Source organism: Rhodoferax sp., from assembly GCF_018780565.1.
In the GTDB taxonomy this organism is placed as follows: Bacteria; Pseudomonadota; Gammaproteobacteria; order Burkholderiales; family Burkholderiaceae_C; genus Rhodoferax.
Window position 1 is genome coordinate 1 of sequence record NZ_JADMJN010000014.1, and the last position, 12,572, is coordinate 12,572.

The following is a 12,572-nucleotide window of genomic DNA, read 5'->3' on the forward strand; positions in this document are numbered from 1 at the left end:
AGGATGGCGTTCATGGGCGTGCGGATCTCGTGGCTCATGTTGGCAAGGAACTGGCCTTTGGAGCGGGAGGCCTCTTCGGCAGCCTCTCGCGCACTGACCAGTTCAGTTACATCGGCGTACGTCGTTACAAAGCCACCATCGGGCATGGGTGCGCCGCGAATTTCAAGCGTCCGGCCATCGTTGCGTCGCCGCTGAAAATGGTGCGCCTGCGCCTGCCGGGCCCGCTCCACGATGGCCTTGACGAGGCTCTCCGGGTCACCCTCTCCATACTCTCCGCGCTCGGCATTGAAGCGAATGATCGATTCAAACTTGGTTATCGGGCCAGCAAACAATGAATCCGGAAAATCAAGCAGGGTCCTGAAAAGCCGGTTCTCCGCAACCAGATTGAGCTTGCCATCCATCACACTCAAGCCAACGGGAACGTTGGCAAGAATGTTTTTCATCATCTCGTTCTTTTGCAGTACTTCCTCTTCCAGTTGATGCCGCTGCGTGACGTCCTGAAAAATACCCACCAGCCTGATCCGCTTGCCGTCCAGGTACTCGGCCTCACCCGCACTGCGCACCCATACCCTGCGCCCCATGGCCGTAATCAGCGGCAACTCAAGATCCCATGGTTTCCCGGTCTGGATGACTGCGTCAATGGCGGCTCGAATCGCGGGCATGGCCTCCGGCGCATAGAAGGCAATGGCCTCATCGCGTGTGGGCTTGTAGCCCGGCGCCACATCATGGATATGGCATGTTTGATCTGACCAATCCACTTCGCCAGTAAGCAAGTCGAGCTGCCAGCGCCCAAACCCGGCGATACGACCTGCGCGATCCAGAAAGGACGCGTTATTGCGCAGGCTCACCTCGGACTGCTTGAGCTGCGCCTCTGACGCCTTGCTCTTGGTGATGTCCAGATCGGTCCCGTACATCCACTCCGGCGTGCCGTCGGGTGTGCGCGTGAACAGCTTGCCACGGGATTGGCGCCAGACCCAGTGTCCGTCCTTATGGCGAAATCGAATTTCACATTCGTGATAATCATTCTGCCCCGAGAAATGCTCGGCCAGCTTACGGCGAATCATGATCACATCCTCAGGATGCATCAGCGACTGCAAGCGCTTCTGAGTCATGGGCCTCAGCTCTTGCGGGGTATATCCGATTAACGCAGCCCAACGCTCATTGAAAATCAGTTCATCAGCGACCAGGTTCCATTCCCAAGTGCCCGCACGCGTACCCTCAATGATGTTGTTCAGGCGGGAGCGTTCAGCCGCCAAGGCAAGTTGAGTATTCCTGGCCGCAGTGATATCCGTTCGAATGGAAATGTATTTTTCAATGCTGCCCGCATGATCGAAAAATGGCGCAATAACCGTGTCAACCCAATAAGATGAACCATCTTTGGCACGGTTGCAAACCAAACCACGCCAGGGATAACCACTGGAGATGGTCTTCCACATCGCGGTCCAGAATTCATCCGACTGGACGTCTGATTTGACGATACGGTGGTTTTGCCCCGACAACTCTTCCCGGCTATAACCGCTGATGCGGCTGAACATGTCATTGGTGTAGGTGATACGGCCCGCCGGATCCGTGATGGATACGATGGAATGGTGCTCAATGGCCTCCATCAGGGTCTTCGATTCACGCAACGATTCTTCAAGGGCCGCCTGCACCCGCTGGCGATCATGGTCGATCCTGCTCAGATTGGCCTGTGTTTGGGCCAAACGCCCCAGCACACTGTTCTGCATGCTATCTGCCCGCGCAATCGGCATCGAGAAATTCCCGTTGCCAATTCTGGTGATGTGTTCATAAACCTCGTCAACCGAGCCGCCCATGGTGGCGCGCAGAATCTTGTTGATACGCCACAACATGAAAACCAGTCCGAGACCCAGGAGCACAAAAAGCAACTTCAAGACACGAGCCTTGGCCTGCGCGGTCTCAACGGCCGCCAGTGTGCGCTGATCCACCAGCGAATAGACCTCATCAATGGGCGTCATGATCGCCGCCTTGGCCTGGTGATATTTCGGGTCATGCATCATCTGGCGCGCCGTCGCATGCAGAGTTTCAGCCTGCGGACCCTGGTCCTCGATCAGCTTCATGGCTTCGACTTCCAACGCGCTCAACGCATCTGAATTCGCTTTGGCCCTGGCCAAACGACCGAACTCCTGTTCGGTAAAGCCCGCGCGACGCATCAACTCCAGGAGTGCAATGGCCTGCTGGCTGTCGGTTCTGGGCGTCTGGCCCTCGGCCAGGACCAGATCCCAATAGATCCGTTCATAGCTCTCGGGGCGAGCCTTCTTGCCATTACGGATGTCCAGGATGTCCTGGTAGTGCTTTTTGTAGATCGGGTCGCCCGTGACCACATAGGTACGAGCCATCTTCGTCAAGTCATCGGAAGACTGACGCAACTCAGCAGCAAGCAAACCTGACTGATGGCGCACGGCATTGGCGCGATCAACCTGTTTTTCCAACAACGTGTACAGGCCAAAAATACCAGCCAGAACAACAAGCAAGCCGGTGGTCAACCAGACGCTTCGGGAGAATGGCGACATTCTGTTGTTCATTGCACCTCAAGTTTGGAATTGGTCCGATCGCTCAGCTTGCCCGGTCAAAGTACAAGCATAGTGCATCTTTCCATGCCAATGTGCAGATATTCAGACCCGCTTATTGATCAGTCTCGGCAAGCCCCTGCTTTTTCGCCAGTGCCCGGGCCACGTCCCGCGGATCCAGACCGTACATGTCGGCGAATTCCTCCACCGTCTTGCCACTGTTGCCAAATGCGCTCAGCAGTGCTTCCTGTTTGGCGAGCTGCTGATCATGCTCAGCAAGCGCTTCTTCGAGCAAGGCATTGGCATGTAGATCGTGGGTCTGGGCCATGGTCAGGTAATCCTGGCGGGACAGTCCGGAGGCCTCAAATGCGGCCACCAGCTGAGCACGGAATTTCGGCCGCAAGTCTTCCCTGGAGCGACCCTGCCGACGCCGAAACAGCTCCAGCATGGCCAGATAAATGTGCTGCGCCGATACGTCTTCCACCGCAGCGCCCTGAAGATCGTGCCGCTTATGGCCTGCAGCAACGCTTTGCAGGTAACGGGTGGAGCGGGTGTGCACGCCCAGGGCCGCTTTGAGGCTATCACGCGTGAAATACTCGGGGTGTGTCGCCAGCAATTCCTGAAAAATCCCGAGCTTGAGCGGCAGAAACTGCGCGCCAAAAAGATGGGGATAGAGTTCAAACAATTTTTCGAGCACCGGCTGAACCGATTGCGAACGTGCCGGCTTGGCACTTGCATCCACAGGCGACGTGGGCTCAGGGGCTGGAACGGATGCTTCTGATGAGGTACTGGTCATAGGATTAAATGGGGGTCAACCCGCGATTGTCGACGAAGTGGCCGAAACATGGATACTGCAGGCTAGACAGCCCGAATGCCAACACCCACCCCGACCGTTGCCGCGCCCCCTCATGCCAATTTTCATCAAGCCCAGCCAGATACGGCGACTGGTTCTGGCCGCCGGATTGACCGCACCGCTGTGGTCTCTTCAAGCAGATGCCAAATCGAAAAACCCCGACGTGGCACTGACACCCGGCGCACTGAAATTCCCCCGCGACCTGGGCAGCCACCCGGACTTCTCCATTGAATGGTGGTACCTGACCGGCCACCTGGTTGCGAGCACTGGTGCAGGACCTTCCCGCGACAAGCGGGAATTTGGTTTCCAGCTGACTTTCTTCCGCTCGCGCATTTCCGCCACGCAGGACATGCGTTCGGCATTTGCCGCCAAACAACTGATCTTTGCCCATGCTGCGGTAACGGATGTACCGGGCAAAAAGCTTTGGCATGACCAGCGCATTGCGCGAGAAAGCTTTGAATTGGCACAGGCCAGCCAGAAGGACACAGCCATCACCCTGCGTGATTGGTCACTGCAACGCGACGCCACGGGGTACAAGGCCGTTGCAGCAGGCGCAGGCTTTCGCTTTCAACTTGCTTTGCAGGAAACGCAACCACTGCTACTGCAAGGCGATCGGGGCGTATCGCGCAAAGGGCCCCAAGCGCAACAGGCCAGCTACTACTACAGCCTGCCTCAGCTTCAAGTCACAGGCACACTGGGCCTGCACGATCAAACCACGCAGGTACAAGGCACTGCCTGGCTGGATCACGAATGGAGTCGGGAGTTGCTGCACCCACAGGCAGTCGGCTGGGACTGGATCGGCATGAACCTGCTGGACGGCAGCGCCCTCACCGCCTTTCGTCTTCGTGATCAGGCCGGCCATACACACTGGGACGGCGGCTCGTTTCGCCACCCCGGCATGGGGCCAACACCCTACGTGTTTGCTCCGGGCACCGTCAAGTTCCAGACACTTCGCAACTGGACCAGCCCCCTGACTCAGGCAAGTTACCCGGTGGAATGGATGGTGCGCATCAACAGCCCGGGCGCGCCCACTGCGCTGGCAAGCGTCTACATCGTCAAAGCCATCGTCGACAACCAGGAGCTGGACAGCCGCAACTCCACCGGGGCAGTTTACTGGGAAGGCTTGAGCGAAATTTTTGATGCAGACGGCAGGCTCCTGGGTCGCGGCTACCTGGAGATGACGGGCTATGCCAGCCCGCTCAAGTTATCCTGACTTTTCCCGACGCCTGGATCACGACCTTGCTGCGACGTAGCCCTGGCCGCACCTCGGCCGTGTGCGAAATGGTGACGCCGCATTCTGGATAAAAGCACATTTTCAGCCAGCGGCCACTCTCATCAGAGTGGTACTCCTTCTCAGATAGTTTGCCCTGCAAAATTTCGACCGCCTCGCTGCTGTCGATTCCAGGAGCTGCATTTTGGGTGCTGAACCTGACCCAGTTCAGAACCTGTTTGCATTTTGCTTTTCGGCCGACTGATCAAGATTTGGGGATTATGAATTTCTGTGACTGTCAACTTATATGACCGGGACTGGTGTTCACTTTAGATGGACCAGTATCAGTTTTAGCCCCTCAAGAGTCATTGGGCTTTCGGTGGCTACCGGCAGGTCCCGACCCAAAGCGGTCTTCTGTGGCGTCAAAATCATTGCTGGATAGCAGGTATTCAGGACTAGCCCGTCAGGTGGGTACGATCAATAGCCGAATGCGGCAGATTTATACATAACACACAGATTGATTTGAGACTTTCAAGTGCCTCACCAAGATTCACCGTTTTGAGCTAGGAAACAGCAACTCGCCTTATCAACACTCACTAGCCCCTTGAGTGGCAGCAAAGGGCAGCACCTATCAAGAGTGTGCTGACGAAGGACTGGTGGCCTTCGCTTTAGCTTCGTCCTCAAGATCCCATCGGACACTTGTCACCACGACTTGGTATACGTTGTAGATGAAAGATTTAAGCAACATAACTAGGTACCACGTCCAGCATGCGAAAGCGACGGCACATGCTGAAACCATAGTGCTGTAGGCGACGCTTGCGTTGCACGTAACCAAGGAAGCTAGCCACTGTGTAATTTGAGTAAGCGGCCCATTCGGTTGACCGAAGTAGATCAGAAGTACGCATGCTCCCAGATATGCAACGTAATGCGCAAATGCGAGCATGAATGCCGAAAGGTTGTATTTAAGATAGCTCTGCCCACTTTTCGCGAACTCTTTTTTTGCCATCGCAGAAAATACTCCGGGCTTTGTAACCGTAACGAAGACGGTGAAACCAGCAATTAGAAAACCCAATATAGATGGCACCAAAGAGATACCAAGCTTTAAGGTTTCTTTAAGCAGTACCCCCGCTTCGCTTCCCCCAGGCCGGACCCAGGACAAATACGCCGCACAACAAATGCCAACCAAAACCGTCGATATGACATTAAAACGACTAATAGGAAAACGGTACGTTAGCCTGTACAACTGCAGAAGACTTTTCTCCTCCGTGAGTTGGGCAGGAGTAATTTGATCAACTGTCATTTTTAAGGCTTTCGAGCTTGGCTAGATTTCTCTCTGAGTTGACGACTTTTCCTACCTGAAGGACCTTCTGAAAGATAAGTCCTTTAAATGCACTGAACATAGCCACTGAGCCCTTCGATACAGAAGGGGGCACGTCCATGGGCTCTCTCACGGACATCTCTTCGTTAGTTCCAACGAGCTTTGCATCAGTTGGTCCTGTCCCTCGTAGGGTAACCAAAGCATTGCCTTGCATGGCTGGGGCAATTTGCTTGATTGACTGAGCTTTGTTAAGGCCCTCAGAATTTCGATGAATTAGGCTGGTGGCGTCTGCATTCACCTGCGATCGAGCTGCCTCAACGGTAGTAAATAATCCATCGTTATTTATCTCCGCATTTGGACGCACCACTTTGATGGTAATTTCTTTCAGCACTTTGAACTGATTGACGAAGTTGGTGAGGTTTCGACTTCCTGCAAGGGGCACGATTTCAAGGCGGGGAGCTTGTATCGACTCGACTAGAGCGCGCTTGGTAATCTTTGGTATTTTGCCGTCCGCTTCCCTGGCAGCCTTATTCTTTTCCACGAGTTCATTTATGTATTCCCTCCAGCGCCATTTGAGTATCAGTTCCGCCGTAGTTCGAAATGCGGATAGCCCTGGCGCGCCGGAAACCTGTTTGGAGTAAATCAGCTTGTGATTGTCTAGCAGCAGCACAAATAGCGAAGACGGTGCGCTTTTGAGTTTCTGTGTGTCAGGAACGATCTTGTTGTCTACCAAAATTTGGTCACGCTGCAACTCAGTATCCATAACGAACCTACCAACAAGAGCGGGTGTTAGAGCACCTGGCTCCGAATCCGATTTCAAGTTCACCAGTTTCACGTCAAGGAACAAGTACTTCGAGTTTCCGTACATGCGTACGCGTTGGCCACTCAGGAATGCGGGAAGTACGATCTCACTCAAATAGTCAAGCAACACATCGTTGCCGAAATGGCAAATAAAATTGGCGAACTCGACCACCTGACGGTATTTGCGCATATTTTCTCCCTATTTTGTTAAAACGAAATGTACGCTAAGTGTGGCGCATTTGGAGCCTGTAGTTCGAGCTAGGCCGTTTGCCAGCATCTGATTAGCAGGTCGGCAGACGCTGCAGTGCAGTAGTCCAAATCTTCCCCCGACAACAGTCATTGCCTAATGACTGCTGCTGGCCCGATCCGGTGGTCGCTTCAGACGCTTTGCCGTCCTTGGCGCTTCGGACATAGTCGGCGGGTGCCACCCATAGCAGCCATCCGACATGATCTCAATTGGTGTGTAACGCGATAACTCAGGAAAACGAAGTCCTATCTGCCGCAGCTCGCTGGCAGTGGAATCTTACGTGTAGACGGAACCATCTCCTTCAGTGCGAAAGCCCCCGACACGCAGGAAAAACCGTCCCAAAATGTTAGGAATCCACTCGGCGCGTGCACTCATATTGAGAGCCCTCCATCTGTTCTTCGTATCTGACTATCAACGCTGGCGACATTAGAACTGATACACGCTGGCATAGATGGTCCTTCTGGTATCAAACATACGTTTGTACCTTGGGATGAACGGCTTCATCGCCGCGAAGACTCGTAACGCTAGCTGGCTTTAGCCGCTACATGGGCCCGCGCCATATGCATTTTTTTATAGCTGTCGATCAGACGGCGGTGCCTGTCGAGCCCCTCCAGTTCCATGCTGGTTGGCGTCAAGCCAAAGAAGCGCACGCTGCCGTCCACTGAGCCCAGCACCGCGTCCATCCGCGGATTGCCATACATCCGGCGGAAATTGACCACGTAATCGTCCAGTTCCAGGTCGTCATCGAGCCGCACCTCCAGCACCACGTTCAAGGCTTGATAAAACAATCCGCGCTCGGCCGTGTTGTCGTTGTACTGCAAGAAGGCGCCCACCAGCTCTTGCGCCGCCTCAAATTGCTGCAAGGCGAGATGGATGAGCAGCTTCAACTCCAGAACGGTCAGCTGACCCCAGGTCGTGTTCTCGTCAAATTCGATGCCGATCAATGTAGCGATGTCGCCGTAATCATCCAGCTCGTTGTTCTCTAAACGCTCCAGCAGTGCTTGCAGGCTGGCGTCGTCTAGGGCGTGCAGGTTCAAGATATCGGCGCGGAACAACAAGGCCTTGTTGGTGTTGTCCCAGATCAAATCGTCTACCGGATAGATTTCCGAATAGCCGGGCACCAAAATCCGGCAAGCCATGGCGCCTAGCTGGTCATGGACCGCCATGTACACCTCTTTGCCCATGTCTTCAAGAATGCCGAGCAAGGTTGCGGCTTCCTGCGCATTGGAACTCATCTTGTCATTCTGGCCCTGACCAGAAAAATCCCACTCGACAAAATCGAAATCTGCTTTGGCGCTGAAAAAGCGCCACGACACAATGCCGCTGGAATCAATGAAGTGTTCAACAAAGTTGTTGGGCTCGGTCACGGCTTCACTGGCAAAGGTGGGCCGAGGCAAATCGTTCAGACCTTCAAAACTGCGGCCCTGCAGCAACTCGGTCAGACTGCGTTCCAGCGCCACCTCGAAGCTTGGGTGCGCGCCAAACGAGGCAAAGACGCCGCCGGTGCGCGGGTTCATCAGGGTGACGCACATCACCGGGTAGGTCCCGCCCAGCGATGCATCCTTCACCAGCACCGGAAAGCCCTGCTCTTCCAGGCCCTGAATGCCAGCCAGAATGCCCGGGTATTTCGCCAGCACGTCGGGCGGCACATCTGGCAAGGCGATTTCACCTTCCAGAATTTCGCGCTTCACCGCCCGCTCGAAAATCTCCGACAGGCATTGCACTTGCGCCTCGGCCCGCGTATTACCGGCACTCATGCCATTGCTCACAAAGAGGTTCTCGACCAGGTTGGACGGGAAATACACCTCTTCGCCGTCGGATTGGCGCACAAAGGGGAGCGCACAGATACCACGCTGCACATTGCCGGAGTTGGTGTCGATCAGATGCGAGCCACGCAACTCGCCATCGGGGTTGTAAATTTGCAGGCAGTACGCATCCAGAATGCCCGACGGCAATGCATCTTTCTTGCCCGGCTTGAACCAGCGCTCGTTCGGGTAATGGACAAAGGCCGCGTTGGCGATGTCTTCACCCCAGAACGAGCCGGCGTAGAAGTGGTTGTTATTGAGGCGCTCGATATATTCGCCCAACGCCGACGCCAACGCGCTTTCCTTGGTTGCGCCCTTGCCGTTGGTGAAACACATCGGCGAGTGCGCATCGCGGATATGCAGCGACCACACATTGGGAATGATGTTGCGCCACGAAGCGATTTCAATCTTGATGCCCAAGGCCGCCAGAACGCCCGACATATTGGCGATGGTCTGCTCCAGTGGCAGATCCTTGCCCGCAATATAGGTGCTGGCGTCAGAAGCCGGCTTCAAGCTCAGCAAGGCCTGCGCATCGGCATCCAGGTTCTCCACCGCTTCAATCACAAACTCAGGCCCGGCTTGCACTACTTTTTTGACCGTGCAACGCTCAATGGAGCGCAAAATGCCCTGCCGGTCTTTATCGGAGAGTTCCGCCGGCAACTCAACCTGAATCTTGAATATTTGCTGGTAGCGGTTTTCCGGATCAACAATATTGTTCTGCGACAGGCGGATGTTGTCGGTCGGAATATGGCGCGTGTCGCAGTACAACTTCACAAAGTAAGCCGCACACAAGGCCGATGAAGCCAGAAAGTAATCGAACGGCCCCGGCGCCGAGCCATCGCCCTTGTAGCGAATAGGCTGATCGGCCACCACCGTGAAATCATCAAACTTGGCTTCAAGACGAAGCTTATCGAGAAAATTAACTTTGATTTCCATGGGAGAGTTTCAAAAATGGTGCTCAAAGTAAGGTGGCCGCTATTATCCGTCGCCACGCCGGCGCCTTGTGATGCATCATCAATGCTTTCTGGATAGTGAGGCCCTTGTGAATCAATCCCTTGCCCATGCCGAACTCATTGCCGCTTTCAAGCGGGCGGAGGCAGATGCTGCTCACAAGTTCGGATTGATCAAAACTGCTGAAAAAAAGGGGCCCAAGGCCATCCAGGCGGCTGTCGAAACAGCTGCAAAGGCAGCAAAACGCAGGGATTCGTATGCAAAGAAGCTGGACGTCCTGGGGGTGGGCCTCAAGGATTGAGCGGGCTCAGCCCAAGTAGCTTGTTTGCCCAAATGACCACTTCCGCTCGCGCGTTGCTTTTGGAAGGTGGATCTGAATTTAACTCAGCCTACTTCCCGATACCGGTCATTCCCGAGTGACCGTAACTGGTCCAGACCTGTCCGCCGAGCATCAACCGCAACTGACTGTTCCCGCCACATTGGAGTCGGTCGCAAATCATTCTTGACCCTGTGTTTGCGACTCCGATTGCACAAAGCGACAGGCGACGATTGTCGACGTCAAGCCACCTGGAACGAGGCCATGATTTTTTCGCGCAACCATCGGTTGGCCTGATCATTCTCAGCGCTGGCGTGCCAATACAGGAATATGTCGTTGGCGCTGACCGGAATCGGAAACGCAATCAACTGGTTGGCCAGTGGCTCGTTGATGGAACGGGCGTAGCGCTCTGGCATGGTCAGCAGCAAGTCTGATGTACTGACAAGCTTGCAGGCGGTCCAATAGTTCTGGCACCGCAGCTTGATGCGCCGCTGAAAACCCAGGCGGGACAGTTCCATGTCTTCAATGCCTGGCCCGGTCTTTCTTGAACTGGCAAGAACATGTTCTTGCGCCAGATACGTCGCCACGCTGATGCGCCCCTGAACGACCGGATGGTCCTTGCGGGCGACAACGACCATGGGGCCGCCCGCCAAACGCTGGTTGTGAACGTTGTGGCCCAGTGGCAGCAGAATGTCGATGACAGCGGCCAGCGCGCCCGATGTCAGATCGGACTGCACATCAGAACGGATGTGATGCACGGACGAGACTTGAATACCGGGTGCCGCATCGCTGATCCGGCGCATCAGTTCGGGAATTGCGGTGGCTTCCACAATGGAGCGCATGCCGATTTTGAATTCCCGCTGGGATGTCGCGGGATCAAAAGCCGTCAACTGGCGCAGAGAACCATCAATTTCGCCAATAGCCCGTCGGATCGGATCAATCAACTCCCGCGCAATCGGGGTGGGCGCCATGGTGTGGCCCTTGCGCACAAACAGGGGGTCCTTCACCAGATCACGCAAGCGGCCCAGCGCGTGGCTGACCGCTGGTTGGCTCAGTGTGAGCGCTTCACTGGCACGCGTGATACTGCCTTCTGTGTAGATGGCATCAAAGACCACGAACAGGTTCAAATCGATGCGGCTGATATTTTTCATGAACGGGATTGCGATGCAAGGACACACAAAAAAGGAGGGGAAACCAGCCCCTACTATGCACCAAATGAATAGATGTACTGAAAACAAAGCATTGGTCAGACCGCGACTGCCCCGATAAGCTTCCCCTCATCTACCAAGCACATCAAAAGGAAGCACCATGCAAATCGATTTTTCACCCAAAGTGCAGGAGCTTCACGGCCGCGTCAAAACCTTCCTGGAAGAAAACGTCTTCCCGAACTACGAACGTCGCGAGAAGGAAATCGCCGCCAATGCCAAAGAGGGAAATGCCTACCGCACCTACCCGGTTCTTGAAGAACTCAAGGCCAAAGCAAAAGCCGAAGGCTTGTGGAACCTGTTTCTGCCCGAGTCCGGGCACGGTTACGGCCTGAGCAATCTGGAATATTCACCGATTGCAGAAATGATGGGGCGCCAGTACTGGTCGGCTGAAGTCTTCAACTGCTCGGCACCGGACACCGGCAACATGGAAGTGCTGGAGCGCTATGGCACGGAAGAACAAAAGGAAAAATGGCTCAAGCCCCTGCTGGCGGGTGAAATCCGTTCATCGTTTGCGATGACCGAGCCGGCCGTGGCCTCTTCGGATGCCACCAATATTGAGTGCCGCATTGTGCGCGACGGGGACGACTACGTCATCAATGGCCGCAAGTGGTACATCACCGGTGCGGCCGCAGAGAACTGCAAGGTCTTCATCCTGATGGGCAAGACCGACCCCGACAACGCCAACCGGCATCGCCAGCAATCCATGATTCTGGTGCCCAAGAACACCCCTGGCGTGACCATCGTGCGCGATATGGCGCTGTATGGCTTCATGGACCCCCCGGCGGGGCACCCCGAAGTGCTGTTTGAAAACGTGCGCGTACCGGTGAGCAACATCCTGCTGGGTGAAGGTCGCGGTTTCGAGATTGCACAAGGACGCCTTGGGCCTGGACGCATTCACCACTGCATGCGGGTCGTCGGCATGGCCGAAGCCGCCCTGGAGCTGATGTGCCGCCGCGTGGTGTCTCGGGTCGCGTTTCACAAACCACTGTCTGACCAGAGCTTGTGGCGCGAGCGCATTGCCAAATCCCGCACACTGATTGACCAGACCCGTTTGCTGGTGTTGCACGCGGCACAGCGCATGGATCTGGTTGGCAACAAGGTTGCAGCCAAAGAAATTGCGATGATCAAAGTGGCCGCGCCCAACAACTGCTGCAAGGTGATTGACTGGGCGATCCAGGCGCACGGCGCCGCCGGTTACAGCCAGGATTTCCTGCTCACGTCCTACTACGCCTATGCGCGCCATCTGCGAACAGCCGACGGCCCGGACGAAGTGCACAACAATGCCATCGCCAAGCTGGAGCTGGCGCCCTACCAATTGAAACATCCGAAATGAAC

The 12,572-nt window shown here is 55.3% G+C and carries 8 protein-coding genes; 3 read left to right on the forward strand and 5 right to left on the reverse strand.

What is annotated here, in order from left to right; genetic code table 11:
* A partial coding sequence (locus tag IV109_RS17580) for a PAS domain-containing protein (RefSeq protein ID WP_296699817.1) occupies positions 1 to 2,543 on the reverse strand: 2,543 nt, incomplete at its 3' end.
* Between the two features lie 100 nt (positions 2,544 to 2,643).
* Entirely contained in the window at positions 2,644 to 3,324 is a 681-nt protein-coding gene (locus IV109_RS17585; protein ID WP_296699820.1) for a ProQ/FINO family protein, read from the reverse strand.
* A 112-nt stretch (positions 3,325 to 3,436) separates the two neighbouring features.
* On the opposite strand from IV109_RS17585, the gene IV109_RS17590 reads away from it, so the two are divergent.
* Complete coding sequence (locus tag IV109_RS17590) at positions 3,437 to 4,594, forward strand: carotenoid 1,2-hydratase (RefSeq protein WP_296699822.1); 1,158 nt, start codon at positions 3,437 to 3,439, stop codon at positions 4,592 to 4,594.
* Positions 4,595 to 5,880: 1,286 nt separating this feature from the next.
* Here IV109_RS17590 and IV109_RS17595 read toward each other — a convergent pair.
* Both IV109_RS17595 and IV109_RS17600 read right to left on the reverse strand, forming a co-directional pair.
* Positions 5,881 to 6,900: a hypothetical protein gene (locus IV109_RS17595; RefSeq protein WP_296699825.1), complete on the reverse strand. Its 1,020-nt coding sequence runs from the start codon at positions 6,898 to 6,900 to the stop codon at positions 5,881 to 5,883.
* 581 nt (positions 6,901 to 7,481) lie between these two features.
* On the reverse strand, positions 7,482 to 9,698 hold the full coding sequence (locus tag IV109_RS17600; RefSeq protein WP_296699827.1) for an OsmC domain/YcaO domain-containing protein: 2,217 nt from the start codon (positions 9,696 to 9,698) through the stop codon (positions 7,482 to 7,484).
* A gap of 106 nt (positions 9,699 to 9,804) precedes the next feature.
* Here IV109_RS17600 and IV109_RS17605 point away from each other — a divergent pair, with 106 nt between their 5' ends.
* On the forward strand, positions 9,805 to 10,014 hold the full coding sequence (locus IV109_RS17605) for a hypothetical protein (protein ID WP_296699830.1): 210 nt from the start codon (positions 9,805 to 9,807) through the stop codon (positions 10,012 to 10,014).
* 257 nt (positions 10,015 to 10,271) lie between these two features.
* Here IV109_RS17605 and IV109_RS17610 read toward each other — a convergent pair whose 3' ends face one another.
* Positions 10,272 to 11,180 carry a LysR family transcriptional regulator gene (locus IV109_RS17610; RefSeq protein ID WP_296699833.1) on the reverse strand — a complete coding sequence of 303 codons (909 nt, stop codon included), beginning with the start codon at positions 11,178 to 11,180 and terminating at the stop codon, positions 10,272 to 10,274.
* Positions 11,181 to 11,337: 157 nt separating this feature from the next.
* Between IV109_RS17610 and IV109_RS17615 the strand changes: the two genes are divergently transcribed.
* Positions 11,338 to 12,570, forward strand: coding sequence for an acyl-CoA dehydrogenase family protein (locus IV109_RS17615; protein WP_296699836.1), 1,233 nt, complete (start codon positions 11,338 to 11,340; stop codon positions 12,568 to 12,570).
* Positions 12,571 to 12,572 lie beyond the last annotated feature (2 nt).